Annotated in this window: 13 protein-coding genes; 7 read left to right on the forward strand and 6 right to left on the reverse strand. The window is 70.1% G+C overall.

From position 1 onward, the window contains the following. Positions 1–6 precede the first annotated feature (6 nt). A complete protein-coding gene (locus tag ACIBKY_RS44255; protein ID WP_397106811.1) occupies positions 7–612 on the forward strand; it encodes a DNA-binding response regulator in 606 nt (201 codons plus the stop codon). Positions 613–899: 287 nt separating this feature from the next. Here the strand turns inward: ACIBKY_RS44255 and ACIBKY_RS44260 are convergent, their stop codons facing one another. Beyond that, the gene (locus tag ACIBKY_RS44260) at positions 900–1358 is read right to left on the reverse strand and encodes a DUF5990 family protein (protein ID WP_397106812.1); all 459 of its coding nucleotides are present in this window, start codon (positions 1356–1358) and stop codon (positions 900–902) included. 146 nt (positions 1359–1504) lie between these two features. Here ACIBKY_RS44260 and ACIBKY_RS44265 point away from each other — a divergent pair, with 146 nt between their 5' ends. Then, the gene (locus ACIBKY_RS44265; RefSeq protein WP_397106814.1) at positions 1505–2629 is read left to right on the forward strand and encodes a sensor histidine kinase; all 1125 of its coding nucleotides are present in this window, start codon (positions 1505–1507) and stop codon (positions 2627–2629) included. Positions 2630–2641: 12 nt separating this feature from the next. Here the strand turns inward: ACIBKY_RS44265 and ACIBKY_RS44270 are convergent, their stop codons facing one another. Next, positions 2642–3016, reverse strand: a complete 375-nt coding sequence (locus tag ACIBKY_RS44270; RefSeq protein ID WP_397106953.1) for an SDR family oxidoreductase — start codon at positions 3014–3016, stop codon at positions 2642–2644. After that, positions 3013–3396 (reverse strand): STAS domain-containing protein, encoded by a 384-nt coding sequence (locus ACIBKY_RS44275; RefSeq protein WP_397106816.1) that lies wholly within the window; start codon positions 3394–3396, stop codon positions 3013–3015. The genes ACIBKY_RS44270 and ACIBKY_RS44275 overlap by 4 nt, the downstream gene beginning before the upstream one ends. A gap of 205 nt (positions 3397–3601) precedes the next feature. Here ACIBKY_RS44275 and ACIBKY_RS44280 point away from each other — a divergent pair, with 205 nt between their 5' ends. After that, positions 3602–3934: a helix-turn-helix transcriptional regulator gene (locus ACIBKY_RS44280; RefSeq protein ID WP_397106818.1), complete on the forward strand. Its 333-nt coding sequence runs from the start codon at positions 3602–3604 to the stop codon at positions 3932–3934. 79 nt (positions 3935–4013) lie between these two features. Here ACIBKY_RS44280 and ACIBKY_RS44285 read toward each other — a convergent pair whose 3' ends face one another. The 3 genes from ACIBKY_RS44285 to ACIBKY_RS44295 all read right to left on the reverse strand — a co-directional run bounded on the left by ACIBKY_RS44285 (position 4014) and on the right by ACIBKY_RS44295 (position 9085). Further along, entirely contained in the window at positions 4014–5615 is a 1602-nt protein-coding gene (locus tag ACIBKY_RS44285) for a serine/threonine-protein kinase (RefSeq protein ID WP_397106820.1), read from the reverse strand. A gap of 77 nt (positions 5616–5692) precedes the next feature. Beyond that, entirely contained in the window at positions 5693–5956 is a 264-nt protein-coding gene (locus ACIBKY_RS44290; RefSeq protein WP_397106822.1) for a hypothetical protein, read from the reverse strand. A gap of 264 nt (positions 5957–6220) precedes the next feature. Continuing rightward, entirely contained in the window at positions 6221–9085 is a 2865-nt protein-coding gene (locus ACIBKY_RS44295; protein ID WP_397106824.1) for an ATP-binding protein, read from the reverse strand. A 314-nt stretch (positions 9086–9399) separates the two neighbouring features. On the opposite strand from ACIBKY_RS44295, the gene ACIBKY_RS44300 reads away from it, so the two are divergent. From ACIBKY_RS44300 to ACIBKY_RS44315, 4 genes are all read left to right on the forward strand, one after another. Continuing rightward, positions 9400–10950 (forward strand): S8 family peptidase, encoded by a 1551-nt coding sequence (locus ACIBKY_RS44300; protein WP_397106825.1) that lies wholly within the window; start codon positions 9400–9402, stop codon positions 10948–10950. A gap of 46 nt (positions 10951–10996) precedes the next feature. Continuing rightward, the gene (locus ACIBKY_RS44305) at positions 10997–12460 is read left to right on the forward strand and encodes a trypsin-like serine protease (protein WP_397106827.1); all 1464 of its coding nucleotides are present in this window, start codon (positions 10997–10999) and stop codon (positions 12458–12460) included. 317 nt (positions 12461–12777) lie between these two features. Then, a complete protein-coding gene (locus ACIBKY_RS44310) occupies positions 12778–13365 on the forward strand; it encodes a hypothetical protein (protein ID WP_397106829.1) in 588 nt (195 codons plus the stop codon). A gap of 573 nt (positions 13366–13938) precedes the next feature. After that, positions 13939–15405, forward strand: coding sequence for an aldehyde dehydrogenase family protein (locus ACIBKY_RS44315; protein ID WP_397106831.1), 1467 nt, complete (start codon positions 13939–13941; stop codon positions 15403–15405). Positions 15406–15410 lie beyond the last annotated feature (5 nt).

Genomic DNA, 15410 nt, shown 5'->3' on the forward strand with positions numbered 1-15410 from the left:
AAGGGCGTGATTCGTGTGCTTATAGCCGAAGATGTCCGGATGCTTCGCGAGGCGATGGCCGCCCTGCTCAGCTACGAGGTGGACATCGAGGTCGTGGCCGAGGTGGCCACGGGCGACGCGATCGTTCCCGCCGCGCTGGAGCACCGGCCTGACGTCGCGGTGCTCGACATCGAGCTGCCCACACTCGACGGACTGGCCGCCGCCGCCGAACTGCACGAGCGGCTGCCACAGTGCCGCGTGCTCATCCTCACCGGGCTCGGCAAGCCGGGCCACCTACGGCGCGGTGCCGAGGCCCAGATCTGCGGCTTCATGCTGAAGGACTCCCGGCCCCAGGACCTGGTGGCCGCCATCCGGAAGATCGCGGCCGGCGAGCGTGTCGTCGATCAGCAACTCGCCTTCGCGGCGCTCGACGTCCCGGGCAATCCGCTGACCGAGCGCGAAGCCGCCGTCCTGCGCCTGTCCGGCGCCGGCGCCACACCCAGGCAGATCGCCCTGGACCTGCACCTCAGTTACGGCACCGTGCGCAACTACCTCGCCTCCGCTGTGACCAAGCTCAACGGACGCACCCGCATGGACGCCATCCGGATCGCCACGGAGGCGGGCTGGATCTGACCCCGCGCCGCGCCTGCATGGTGAGGACGCCGCAGGGACGTCGGCCGTGCGTGGCGGTTTCTGGCGAACCGCGGGCTGTCACCGCGCTGCCCGCCGGTCACCACCATGACCAGGTTCGCCTTGGTGGCCGGCTGGTCCGCACAGGCACTCACCACCGGCGAGCGTACTTGCGGCTGGTCGCGTGGAAGTGATCGACACATGACGAGGTCTCCGGTAGATCTGACCGACGGGGGTGAGCGGCGCTGCGGCTCCTGCCATCCGCCGGTGGCCGTGGCGTCCGGCGACCCTCAGCCCGAGGGGGTCGACCAGGCCACCAGCGGCGGGCGGACCGCCGCGCACAACGGCTGACCTTGGGCATCGGTCAGCCCCAGCCGTGCCACCAGCACGCCCTGCGCCACGGCCTCGTCCAGCACCCGATCGGGGATCGCGTCCAGGTGCAGTTTGGCCCGCCGGAACATCGAGAACGCCCCGGCCGCACTGACCGTCCCCCACGACAGGTAGATGAACCGGCCGCCCGGCCTGCCCTGGACGAACGAGCCACGCAGATCCCAGCCGGCCTCGGTACCGGTCGCGCTCACCTCCAGCTCCCACAGGGCCGAAGGGGCATCGCCCGGTGTCAGACCGAGCAGTTCCTCGCGGCGCTCGCGACCTTGCACGCCGACATGGATGTTGGCGTAGCCGGGAAAGCCCGGCTCGCGACCGCATGCCCGGCCAGGCAGTTCGGATGCCTCGATACGGATCAGCACCTGCCCATCATGCCCCGCCCCGGGGCAGTAGCGGCATGAGCGAGCCCGGCCCCCGCCGCGGGCCGTCTTCCGCCTTCTCTGGCGCACCCGTGCGTGAACAGTAGGATTCAGCGGGTCAGGGGGTATGCGCCGGAGGAGGGGCATTGATGGCGGCCCGGCCGGAGCTGGCCAGAAGAGTGCTGCTCTACTGGATGGACGGCATGATCGCGTTCATCGCGGTCGCCTTCGCCTTCATGCTGCTCGGCCTCGTGTCCGGGGGCACGATCTCAGCGGAACGCGCGCTCCTGGCCGGGGCGCTCCTGCTGACGCAGTTCGCCCTCTTTCCCTTCATCCTGCGCGCCGCCTACGACGACAAGCCCAGACCCACCGTCCTGCTGGTCATCTCCGGCCTGGCCATGCTGGCCTCGGTCGCGCTCGTCCCGCCCGGCCTCGGCGCCAGCACCTGGGAGATCGTCGCCGGTCTGTGGCTGGCCGGCCTGGCGATCAGCGTCCCGTGGCGGGTGAGCGTCGCCTTCGGCGTCGCCCTCGCCGCCATCACCGTCCCCGTGGCGGTGGTCGTGTCCGGGCTGCCTCTGGCCGTGGCGTTGGTTGGCGAGGGTGCCACGCTGGTGGTCACCCCGCTGGCCACGTGGTTGTTGGTGTGGCTCTGGCGCACGATCAAGGAGGCGCACGAGAGCCAGGAGGCCAAGTCACGCCTGGCCGTCGCCGAGGAACGGCTGCGCTTCGCCCGCGACCTGCACGACCTGCTCGGCCACAGCCTGTCGGTGATCAGCATCAAGAGCGAACTCGCGGCGAAGCTGTCGGCCAAGAACACCGGCCGCGCCGCGGGCGAGATGTCCCAGGTCCGCGAGCTGGCCGGGGTCGCGCTGGCCGAGGTCCAGGCCGCCGTCGAGGGCTACCGCTCACTCGACCTGTCCCTGGAACTGGCCACCGTACGCGCCACCCTGGAGGCCGCCGGCGCCCGCTGCACGGTCAAGGCCCACATCGACGACCTGACACCCGCCGCCCGCACGCTACTGGCCTGGGCGGTACGCGAGGGCGCCACCAACATCCTCAAGCACAGTACGGCCACACGCTGTGCCATCACCATCGACCGGGGCGTGCTGGAGATGCGCAACAACGGCGTCAAAGGCCCCCGGCGCACCACCGGCAGCGGCCTGCGCGGCCTGTCGGAACGGCTCACCGCCGCCGGCGGCACCTTCTCCGCCTCCGTCACCGACGCGGACTCGGACTCGGGCGAGTTCCTCCTGCGCGCGGCGGTCCCGGCATGATTCGGCGGCTTCTCAAGGCCGCCAGAGCTCTCGCCACTGCTGATGAAGTTCATAGGACAGTGCGCGGGCGCCGAGGAGGTGCCAGATGTCCTGTGTCATCGAAGAGCTGATCATTGTCAACGAAGGCTGATCCCGGGGCCCGAGGGGGTGCGCGAACTCGCGGCCCACCAGCACGTCGAGCCGCCCGAACTCCGTCACGGCCAGGCCGACGAGCCGTTCGAGGTCCTCGCGGGCGGTGACGTCCACGGCGCGGGTAACGGCGCGCCCGCCGCGGTCGCGGATCTCATGGGCGATCTTGTCGAGCCGCTCCGTCCGCCGTGCGCCGAGCACGACGGCGGCGCCCCGCCAGGCGAGCAGGCGCGCGGTGGCCTCGCCTATCCCGCTCAGGTCAGCGGCAGGGGGTCACCGCCTCGGGGGTCGATGAGGTCGGCGGCCTTCACCGCCTGGCCGAGGGTGGCGTAGGTGTGCAGCATCTGGCCGACGCCGGTGAGCCACAGGATGCGGGCGATGCGGCGGTGCGGTGAGGCCAGGTGCAGGCCGGCGCCGTGCTCGTCTTCGCGGTGGTGTTGTTCGATGAGCAGGTGCAGGCCGGAGCTGTCGATGAAGGTCAGCTCGGCCAGGTCCAGCACCAGCGGCAGTTCGGGCTGCGGGTGCTCGTGTTCGATGTAGGCGCTCAGCTGGTCGGTGTTGGTGGCGTCCAGCTCGCCGGTGACCTCGATCAGGGTGCCACCGATCAGGTTCCTGCTGTGCAGGTGCAACGGTGTCACTGTGGGCCTCGTCTCCGACCAGGTCCTTGTCAGCGGCCGGCCGCGTGCGGCGATCACCGCGACAGGTCTGCGTGGGTGCTGCGGGAACTTCCTGGCCTGTCTCGACGGTAACTCCGGAACGGTCTTACATGAAAGACGTTTCACGATAAACTTTAGGGTAATGAGTCCGATACCATCCGTCATCGGCATGGGAGGGGGGAGCGCCATGTTGGAGCCCGGCCGTCCCGTCCCTGGCTGGACGTTCCTGACCCACCACGCCCGGGTGCTGCTGGAGATCGCCCGCAACCCCGAGGTCCGCCAGCGCGAGATCGCCGCGGCCATCGGCATCACCGAACGCACCGTGCACGCGGTCGTCCACGACCTGCACGAGGCTGGCTATCTCACCCGCGAACGCGTCGGCCGCCACAACCGCTACACCCTCAACCCCGACCAGCACCTGCGCTACCCCACCGAAGCCGACCTGCCCGTACGCCGCCTGATCGACATGTTCTCCGAACGCGACCTGCCCACCGGCCCACCCCCATCGCACGGTGGATAAGTACGACAAGGGACGGCAAAGGCAGCGAAAGGCGCCTCGATAGCTGTCCTGTACGGCATCGCGCGCCCGGACGACGTGCTCATGCGCCGAGCGGGCCAGAGGCCGCCAGCTTCACGGCCGACTTCGCCGCGGCCAGGGCGATGTTCCTGGCCTCGTCGGGGGAGTATCGCCGGCTCTCCACGATGACGTTGAGCCTCATGTTGACGTCCCGGGCGTACAGATTGGCTATGCCCCGCTGCCAGTACGCCTCCTCACCGACTCCGACGGCGGTGCGCTCGTACGATCCGTGGGCGGAGGCGTAGCCGCTCTCGAAGCGCTCGTCTGCCAGTTCCGCTCCGGTCTTGCCGCCTTGGGAGAGGTGATGATCCCAGGAGATGACGATCCTGTCTCCGGTCTGGTTGCTCCAGAAGCACTGGTTGGACAGTTTCGGCGTTTCACCGGCTGCCTCCAGGTTGCCGCTCGGATTTCCGTACCCCGCGGGCACCTCGACCTTGCCGGTGGCCTCCTTGCACGTCGGCACCCGCTGCGTGTACTTGTCGGGGACCTTCGACAAGAGCGTCGTCCCGGGGGTCGGGACGGCCTCGCTGTTGCCCGGCTCCTGGGCGTCCGGTTTGTGCGGGAGCGGGCTCGACGGGTCGCCGGCGTCGCCGTTCAGGGATAGGAAGGTCAGGACCGCCGCCGTGGCCACCACTGCGGCCGCGGTGGCCCCGGCCAGCCACCAGGTGCGTTTGCGATGGGGTGTGGGCGGGGTCCTGACGGGCGCGGCGAGTGCCGGGGCACTGGAGGCGACGGGTCCACCGACCAGCTGATCGATCTCCGCCTGCTGTTCAGCCGCGAGCCGATACACCGCCTCGGGCCGAGGCCGGGACGCGGGCGTCACCGTGCCGATCGCCGTGAGCAGTTCCAGTGGCGACGGGCGCTGCGCCGGGTCCTTGGCCAGGCACACCTCGATGAACGATCGCAGTGCCCGCGGTACCGCGTCCAGGTCCGGTGCTCGGTGCGCGACGTTGTAGAGCACGCCCGGCACCGACGTACCCGCGAATGGCGGCTTGCCCGTGCACGCCATCACGAGGGTCGAGCCGAGCGAGAACACGTCGGCGGCGCCGTTCCGCGGGAGGTCCTGGACCTGTTCCGGCGCCATGAAAGGCGGCGAGCCCACCATGGCGCCGGCGTGGGTGAGCTTCGGGTGTCCCTCCGCGGCCCGTGCGATACCGAAGTCGATGACACGTACGCCGCCGTCCGTGGTGAGCAGCACGTTGGACGGCTTGAGGTCGCCGTGGACCAGACCCGCCCGGTGCACGTCGACCAGTGCCTGCGCGAGACCCTCCGCGAGCAGCCTGACCGCTTCCTCGGGCATCGGGCCCGCGGCGGCCAGGACCTGGCCCAGCGAGGGACCGGGCACGAACGCCGAGGCCAGCCAGGGCGCCGTGGCCTCCGTATCAGCGTCCAGTATGGCGGCGGCGTAGGCACCCGACACCTTGCGCGAGGCCGCCACCTCGTGCCGGAACCGGACCCGGAACCCGGCGTCCTCGGCCAGTTCGGGACGCACCTGCTTGACCACGACGAGACGGCCGTCGGGGGCGACGGCGAGCAGGACGCGCCCCATGGCACCCTGCCCGAGTTCGGCCACCGTCTGGAACGGGCCTATGCGCGACGGCCCGGCCCCCCGTGTCGCACGCATGACGCCCTGTCCCTTCCCGTGAAGACATACCGGTGGTCAACGCCCCGCTCCGCCTCCGCAGGGGCTCTACCAGGCCGTCACGGCGACCCGATACAGAAGCCCTTGCCGTCGTGTTCCCGCATGACGGAGGTGCCGTTGGGGCAATCGCCGACGCTGAGCGACGGACCTTCCAAGATCCCCAGTAGTTTGCGACCCGCGTCCGGTGACGAGCACTCGACGACGTCGTAGCCCCTGGTGGTGAAGCACGTTCCGACCTCGGAGCTGTTCCAGCCCTTCGAGCAGGAGGAGACGGCGGGTAGCAGCAGAACCACCGAGACGAGCAAGGCAAGGCGGGAGGGCAAGCGGACTCTCCTCAATCCATTCGTATGCGTCGAACCTAGCGGGCCCACGGGAAACTCGGCAAGATCACCAGATCCTCAGCCGCACAGCTCGGGCTGGTCAACGGGATCGCAGTCCAAGCTGCGGCAGATCACCTTCTCGTCCAGGTCGGTGTCCAGACGCACACCTCACCCGTGTGCCGGGCGCTACGGCTGGGACCTCAGGACCATCGGCGTTGTGGTGGGCTGCGCCACCTGTTGACCTTCTCGGCTCACATCAAGGCCCACTCAGAAATGCACATCCCTGCGGGAACCTACGTTGAGCTTGCGCAGGATCCTGGCGACGTGATCCTCGACGGTCCGGCGCGACAGGAACAGTGTTTGCGCGATCTCGCGGTTGGTACGGCCGCCTGCCAGCAACTCGGCGACTTCACGTTCGCGGGGTGACAGCTCGTCGCCGTAGCCGCGGCGTCCTCGGGGGGATGGGGTGGCGACGCCGGTGCTGCGGATGAGGTGGCGGCAGCGGGCGGCGTCGAGGGGAGCGCCGAGCTTTTCGTAGGAACGCGCCAGCTCGGTGAGCACGCTGGTGCTGGGCGGGTGGATCCGAGCGGCCTCCTCGGTGAGCCGAGCCGTCTGGTAGGGCAGGCCGAGTTGCCGGTGCCGATGGATCGCCGTCTCGAACAGGCGGGCGGCTGCGGCCGGGCTTCCCGTGGCGAGGGCGAGCCGGGCGCGGCAGGCCACCAAGGTCGCACGGGCCAGCGGAGCGTAGCGGCCGGCGAGTCCGGCGCGCATGTCCTCGATGAGTCCGCGCGCGTCGCCGGTCCGGCCTTCCGCCAGATAGGCCTCGACGGCCTGCGGCGCCAGGTCGCCCGCCCACACCCACAGACCCTTGCGGTGGAGCAGGGCGGTCCCGCGGTCGGCGTGAGCGCAGGCGGCGGAGACGTCACCGCGGCTCAGCAGCATGGTGATCATGCCGCCGGTCGCGGCGTTCGCGACGGGGATGATCGCGGAGTCGGGCTGGGACATGCGGGTGGCCTGGTAGCAGGACTCGGCGCGACCCCAGTCGCCGCGTGTCGCGGCCAGCCAGCCCAGGACGAGGTGCAGTTCGCTGGTGACGGGCAGCAGGTACGCGTAGGTCTGGGCCATCCGCTCGGCCCGCTCGCGCAGCCCTTCCCACGCACCGGCCAGCCAGTCCAGCCGGATGCGGGTGGACTCGGCGGTGCCGATCACGTACGAGGCGCCCGACTGCGTGGCGAGGCTCAGCCCGGTGCGCAGGTGCTCCCGCGCCTCCGCGTAGTCGCCTATCCACGCGCAGGCGTCGGCCAGGTTGCAGTGTCCCCGCGCCAGCTCCCGCGTCTGCTCCGTGCCGCCCGGATCCCGGGGTGGTCTCAGCAGGGCGATACGCTGCCGGGCCTCGGGGTCGCCGGACATGAGCCGGGCGCTCACGGTGTTGGCCAGCAGTGAGGTGGGCAGCGCGCCGGGCGGCAGCGCACCGAGCGCGTTCTCGACCCGCTCCAGCCAGGCTCGGCTGCCGGTGATCGGCGTGGTGCCCAGATAGGGCAGTGCGAGGACGGCCATCCCGCGCAACCTTCGCTCGGGGCGTTCGCGCAGCGAGCCGATGGCCTGCTCGATGTAGGTACGCCCCCGGTCCATCTCGCCGGTCTTGCGCACCAGTAGCAGGCCCAGCCAGAGCTGAACCTCACCGCGGGCCGCGCCGGACAGCCGGGAGTCCGACAACAGCCGCTCGATCTGGGCGATCACCTCGTCGTGGTGCAGGCCGGTGAGCGCGTACTGACACAGCTTGGTCGCCAGCCTGTTCACGTCCGGCGTGGCGGCGGATGGGTCGGCGACGGTAGCGCAGAGCAGGTCGATCGCCGTCGGGGCGTCTCCCGCGTCCGCCGCGGCGTCGGCGGCCAATTCGCTGTAGCGCAGCCAGTCGTCGGCCAGTCCGGCATGCTTGGCGTGCGCGGCCAGCCGTACCAGTGGGGGCGGGTCGAGGACGGCCAGCGCCCGCACCGCGCGCAGGTGCAACTCCTGCCGGTAGGGGCCGGGCAGCACGTCGTAGACGGCCCGCTGGGCCAGGGCGTGGCGGTAGCCGTACTCGTTCTCGGCGGTCTCGACCAGGACCGCGTCCTCCAGCAGCCGGGTGAGCTGCTCGCCGCTCCCGCACGCGGCGACGGCGGCCAGCAGCTCCGCGGTCGCGGGTACGGCGAGGACGGCCGCAGCCTGCGCGAGGGCGCGCGCGGCAGCGGGCAGCGCGAGCATGCGTTCGGCCATGGTGTCCCGCAGCAGCGTGGGCACCTCGACGTCGTCGAGCAGGCGCCGCGCCGCCATGCCGTCGAGCTGGAGGTCGTCGCCGCGGTCGCACAGCGCGTACGTGGTCTCTTCGACGACGAAGGGGATGCCCGCGGTGCGTTGCCGCATGGTCTCGGCGAACCCCAGGGAGACGTTCCGCCCGCCGAGGATGGCCTCGACCAGCTGGCGGACGCCCTCGGTGTCGAGTGGGCCCAGGACGAGGTGCGCGGCCGTGGTGCCCGGCCGCGGGCGGAAGGCGCGGCCCAGTGGCGCGTCGGCGGGCAGGTCCTCACGGCGGAAGGTGACCACGAGCGACAGGGCGGGAGGCGGGTCCGTCATGACGAACCGCAGGAGCTGGCGAGTGCCGTCGTCGGCCCAGTGAACGTCCTCGATCACCAGCACCGCTCGTCCGAGCGCGTCCAGCAGCTCACGGATCGCCCGGAACAGCCGGTGCCGCTCGGCGGCCGGATCGTGCAGCGGGCCGGGTGCGGCGGGTAGCCGGTCGGCCAGCTCGGGCAGGTAGGGGCGCAGCACGCCGGTCACCGCGCTGGGCCGGCCAATCCGGGGGCCGCAGGAGTGCAGACATTCGAAGATCACGCCATAGGGGAACGGCTCACGCAGCGGCTGGCAGTGCCCAGCGGAGACCCACGGCTCCGGTCCGGCCGTCAGCCCGGTCATCAGCTCGTTGACCAGCCGGGTCTTGCCGACGCCGGCTTCCCCCTCGACGAACACGATGGACGGGGACGCGGCGACGGCGGTGACGAGGGTGTCCAGCTCGGTCCCACGCCCGATCAGCACGGGGGAACCGACGCGGACCCTCGATCGGCCCCGCGCGAACAGGTGCCTGCCGTCGGTCATCGTTGGCTCCCGGCCGGAGTGTCACGTCGCGGCCCGCAGGCGGCGCCGGTGCGGATCTCCCGAGCGTATGGCGCACCGTACGGTTGCGGAACCCGGGCGGTCGCGATCGGTAAATCCCGTACCCCTTACGGGTCGTTACCACGGTTGTTCCCCGCCGCGTGGTGACGGATGGTAGCCGCCGAGCGGCCAACTTTTCCCCCACCCCCCACCCTGCGGGCCGCTTGTCCCAGCCGCCCGCGCGCGGCCGGGACCGGGGAGACGGAGTGGTCATGGCACAGACAGAACGAACCCCGACAGGGGCCGGGCGAGGGTCCGTGCGCCGCACATCCCTGGCCGCGGCCCTGGCCGTCTTCGCCTGCGCTACGGCGATGCCGGCCGGCACCGCCGCGGCCGACGGCCCGGACGGCGAGGTGGTGCAGGCCGATCGCCACGTCACCGGGCAGTACATCGTGGTCCTCAGGGAGGACGCCCCGCGGGCCGCCCGCGGACAAGCGGCCGCGCTGAGCCGCCGCTACGGCGGCGACGTCACCGCCACCTATGCCGTCACGCTCAACGGCTTCACCGTCAGGGAACTGTCTGACCGGCAGGCGCGCAAACTCGCCGCGGACCCGTCGGTCAAGGCCGTGTACGAGGACGGCATCACCCGGGCCGCCGACGAGCAGCCGAACCCGCCCTCGTGGGGCCTGGACCAGATCGACCAGAAGACGACCACCCTCGACAAGAAGTACGTCTACCCCAACACCGCCGGGAGCGTCACCGCGTACGTCATCGACTCGGGGGTCAACAAGGGCCATACGGAGTTCGAGGGCCGCGCCTCCTACGGCTACGACTTCGTGGACGACGACGCCGACGCCTCCGACTGTTTCTGGCACGGCACGCACGTCGCCGGAACGATCGCCGGCAAGACCGTCGGCGTCGCCAAGAAGGCCAAGGTCGTGGCGTTACGCTCGCTCGGCTGCGGCGGGAGCGCACCGGACTCGGCGACCGTGAGCGCGATGGAGTGGGCCGGCGCGAACGGCGTGCTCCCGGCCGTGGTGAACATGAGCCTCACGATGGACTCGGCCGGCGTCGGCGACGAGCAGGTGAAGGCGCTGGTGCGGAAGGGTTTCGTGGTCGCGGTCGCGGCCGGCAACAACGGCCAGGACGCGTGCGGCGTGAGCCCCGCCAGGACACCAGAAGCGATCACCGTCGGCTGGATCAACCAGGGCGGCGGACGCAGCGGGAACTACGGCACCTGCCTTGACCTGTTCGCACCCGGCGGCGGTATTCACTCGGCCGACCACACCGGCGGCTACCGCTCCGGCAGCGGCACGTCCATGGCCTCGCCGCACGTCGCCGGTGCGGCGGCCATGTACCTGGAGGCCAACAGGGCCGCCACGCCGCAGCAGGTGCGGGACGCCCTCGTCGACAACGCCACCCCAGGCCTGGTGACGAGCCCCGGCACCGGCTCACCGAACAGGCTCCTGTGGACGGGCTTCATCGGCGGCGGCACCCCGACGTGCGGCACCGTGGCCAACGACGAGGACGTCGACATCCCCGACCCCGCGACCGGCGCCAGCCCCCCGCGCCCGGTGGGCACCACCATCGTTCAGGATGCCTGCGAGGGCCGGGCGTCCGCCACGCTGCCGGTCAAGGTGGACATCGATCACACCTACACCGGAGACCTGGCGATCGACCTCATCGGCCCAAGCGGCACCGTCTACAACCTCAAGAAGGCCGGCGGCCTCGGCGCGCACGACGGAGTGCACCAGACCTACACCGTGGACGCCTCACGTGAGAACGCCAACGGCACCTGGAAGCTGCAGATCCAGGACGTGTACCGGTTCGACACCGGCAAGCTCACCGGCTGGTCCATCACCTTCTGATGCGTACGCGCCGTTCCCACCACACCCCACAGCAAAGGGAACTCGAATGCGAGCACCACGTCTCATACTGCCGCTGGCCGTCGCGCTGGCCGTGACGATGACGCCCATGACGGGCCGGGCGGCGGCCGACCCGCCGCCGCGCCCGCGCAGCACCGCGGCCACCCCCACCGACCGGCTCACGCCGGGCGCGACCCCGGGCCCCGGCATCGTCAACGGGCAGCCGGCCTCATACCGCGACCACCCGTCCGTCATCGCAGGCTTACGCGTTGGTGGCAGCGGGCCGCAGGGCGCCTCCTGTACGGCGTCCGTCGTCGGGAAACGAACGATTCTCACCGCCGCACACTGCATGATCGACGTCGCCGGCGAGAAGAGCTACGTGTACGGCGACGACGACCTGACCACCGCAGGCGACGAGGCGTTCCGCACGCGGGTGAACAAATACGTCACGCACCCGGAGTACCGGCAGGCCAACGACTGGCGCAAGGGGTACGACGTCGCCGTCGTCACCACCCAGGACGACCTGCCCGTACCCCAGAGCCAATGGGCCAGGGTGGCCGGGTCGGGGGACGCCGCGCTCACCCGGCCGGGCAGGACCGGCACCGTGCTCGGGTTCGGCAAGCACCAGCAGGGCAAGCTGTACTCGGCCACACTGCCGGTCAACGACCCCGGCGGCTGCCAGGTGTTCGACGTCAGCGTCAACGGCGAGGTCATGCTGTGCACGGGATATGACGACGGCCGGACGGGGATCTGCTCCGGCGACAGCGGCGGCCCGTTCACCGTGGACGGAGTCGTCGTCGGCATCGTGTCGTTCGGCGCGGGCACCTGCGACCGCTACAGCATCATGGCCCGTCTCACCAACGCGATGGGCGACTGGGCCAAGGAGACCATCGGTCAGGAACCCGGCGAGGGAACGTTCGGCGTCGGTCTCAGCCCGTCGGCCGGCAAGGTGGAGCCCGGCGCGTACATCTCCACGACCGTCACCAGCCAGGCCGGCGATCAGGGACCGGAAGGGCTCGACCTGTCCGCCGCGGGGCTGCCCGCCGGCGCCAGAGCCACCTTCCAACCGGTCAGGGTCAACGCGGGCGACACCGCCAAGCTCACCATGGAGACGGCGGCGAGCACCCCGAAGGGCATATACAAGATCACTGTCACGGCCCAGAACGGCTCCGGCGGCGCCAAGACCGCCGACTACACCCTGACCGTCGGCGACGGCGGCGGCACCGAAGGCCCACAGGTCTCCGTCTCGCCCGCGTCCGGAACCGTCCAGCGCGGCGGGCTCGCGCAGGCGACGGTCACCGTGACCGGCGGATCGGGCACCAGCAGGCTGAGCGCATCCGGTCCCGGGCTGCCCATCAGCCCGTTCTTCAACCCCTCGTCCGTCGGCCCCGGCGGGACATCCCAGGTCATGATCTTCGCGCCCTTCACACCGGGCACATACAAGATCACGATCACCGCCACGGACGGCGCGTCCAAGTCCGGCAGCACTCTCTACACCCTCACCGTGCGATGATCTCGCATCGGTGAGCACAGGACCCGGCGGGCCGCGCGAACCGGCCACGGCCCGCCGGGCCGCTGTCGGATCTGGAGAACGAACGCCATTCCACCGGCATCGCCCGCATCAGGGCCGTTCCCTCCGCCCGCCATGGCACGAACCCAGGCAGGTGATCGACATGACCTCCCGGATTCACCACCGAAGGCCTGTCACAGGACTGATCAACGAGTACCGCAGAGCAGCCTGATCGCTCGACGAACGCGCAGTTCGCACGACGTCGCCGGCGAGGCCTCTGCAGGACCCCTCCGCCCGGGTCCGTGTAATGTGCCTCAAAGATGACAGGCGATGCAGCGGACGTCCAATGGGACTTGTTGTCCTCACGGGGCTTCGCCTCCAGATTTGCGGGGACGTGGGTTGAGGGAGGTGACCCGGACGTTCTCGCCGAAGTTCTGCGGGTTGATCCGCAGAGCCGGCTGGAATGCGACCTGGCGACTGCCATGCGCTGGTACGAGCCGTACAGCAACGACGACATCATCTGGATCGGCGAGCACGCGCCGGGCTGGACCCACATCATCAGCATCAGCGGACTCGGTATCTGGCCCGGCCCGCTGAGCGAGCACGATCGCAGGGTGTTCTTCCTCGAATACGACGACGGAGAGGAGGGACTGCACGGCCTGACCTACTGGCGGGACGGAACACGAGCCGGGGATGCCGGGCGAAATTCCAACGACCCGGGTGACCTGGCACCGCTGTTCGAGCGGCACGGTATCGAAAGCGACGCATTCGACGATGGGGAAGGCGAGCTCAACGCCTACCTCTTTCTCCTCGGACAGATCACCGGACGGTTCATCGACGAGGAGTGGCTGGCCGCCTCCCGCTCCTTGTACCGCATCCCGCCGAACGCATGGGCAGACATAGCCTGAAACCTCGCGACCCGTGTCACTTGAGCGCCGACAGGTTCTTCCGCACCAACCTCGTCAAAGGGTGACCGCCGTCCGGTACCCGCTCGTGGTCCGCGAGGGTGGCCCCAAGCGGGGGGACGGCCCGGCGACCCGCCGGACATGTTCCTGGGCGGATCGGGTGCACCCCATGGCTGGCAAGTGCCCTTCCCGGTGAGCTACATCTTGTCTCGTCGACAATCCCATCGCAGGTCAGCGGCAAAGTTCCGACGAGAACTGCCATTCGGTCACTGACCGGCGCGGCCGCATAACTCCGAACCCCGGCCGCCGATCGATGGAACTGACAGGTGGCCGTTCCGAGGAAGCTCGCCAAGGTCGGAAAGCCCCGCCGTCACACCGGTGTGCACCTGACCACGTCGTTACCCTTCACGCTGCCGAAGACGGCCGCTGATCAAGATGGAAAAGGCTCAGTAGCTCACGACGGACACGTGTCGCCCTCAACCTCGGAGGAGCTTGACGGGCATCCGATTTGACTAACTGGATGGTTAAGAAATAGCGTTCCCGCAACTAAACAACCAGTTAGTTACAGGAGCTGTAGTGGCTGATCATCTCTTCATCGCCAACCGGTGGGTGCCCGCCCAGAAGCTGCTGCCCGTCGAGAATCCGGCGACCGGCGAGTCCTTCGCCTTCGCTCCGGAGGCGTCCAGGACCGAGGCGGCCAACGCCGTCGCCGCGGCCCGGCACGCCTTCGACGAAGGCCCGTGGCCGCGCACCGCCCCCCGCGTGCGGGGCGCGGCATTGCGCCGCCTGGGCGAGGTCATGGACCGCCGACGCGACGAACTGGTCGATCTGGTGGTGCGGGAGAGCGGCTTTCCCCGGCCACTGGCCGAGCAGGTCCATGTGCGAACCGCCATCGACTTCCTGTACGACGTGGCCGACCGGCTGCTTCCCGCGATGACCTTCACGACGCCGCTCAATCCCCACGCCGCGTACTCCATCACCGGACAACTTCAGACCACCCAGGGCGTGGTCGCCAGAGAGCCGGCCGGGGTGGCCGCGCTGCTCACACCGTTCAACGCAGCCGTGCCGCTGACCGTGCACAAACTCGCCTCGGCACTGGCCGCCGGATGCACCGCCGTGGTCAAACCGTCGCCCTACACGCCACTACAAGTCCTGTTGCTCGCCGAATACCTCCAGGAGGCCGATCTCCCGCCCGGCGTGGTCAACGTCATCACCGGCGACCTCGAAGCCGGCGTCGAGCTGACCACCAACCCCGGCGTCGACATCGTCAGCTTCACCGGCTCGAACGCGGTCGGCCGCCAGATCGCCGCGCAGGCGGCAGCCACGTTCAAGAAGGTCGTATTGGAGCTGGGTGGCAAGTCGGCCAACATCGTCTTCGCCGACGCCGACCTGGACCGGGCCGCGCTGGAGGTGGCGGGCAACACCGTCACCAATGCCGGCCAGGGCTGCCTGCTGCTCACCCGAACCCTGGTGGACGAACGCGTCCACGACGAACTGGTCGCCAAAGTGACCCCGCTGCTGGAGGCCGTCACCATCGGTGACCCCGCCGACCCGGCAACCGCCATGGGGCCGCTCATCAGTGCCAGGGAACGCGATCGCGTCGAGGCGATGATCCGGCAGGGCCAAGCCGAAGGCGCCACCCTCGCCCACGGTGGCAGCCGCCCGCGCGGCTTGGCCCAAGGCTTCTACCTGGAACCGACCCTGTTCACGGGCGTCGACAACGCCATGACCGTCGCCCAGCGCGAGTTCTTCGGCCCGGTCAACACGGTCATTCCCTTCGCCGGCGAGGACGCGGCCGTACGCATCGCCAACGACACCGACTACGGGCTCAACGCCGGCATCTTCACCCGCGACTTCGCTCGCGCCCACGCGGTCGCCCGCCGGCTGCGCACCGGGATGGTCAACATCAACGCCTCCTGGGGGGTCAACCCAGACGCGCCCTTCGGCGGCTACAAGCACAGCGGGATCGGCCGGGAAGGCGGCGCCTACGGCATCGAGGAGTTCCTGGAGCACAAGTACATCTCCTGGCCCGTCGGCGCCTAACCGGT

This window comes from Nonomuraea sp. NPDC050394, from assembly GCF_044459065.1.
Classification (GTDB): domain Bacteria; phylum Actinomycetota; class Actinomycetes; order Streptosporangiales; family Streptosporangiaceae; genus Nonomuraea.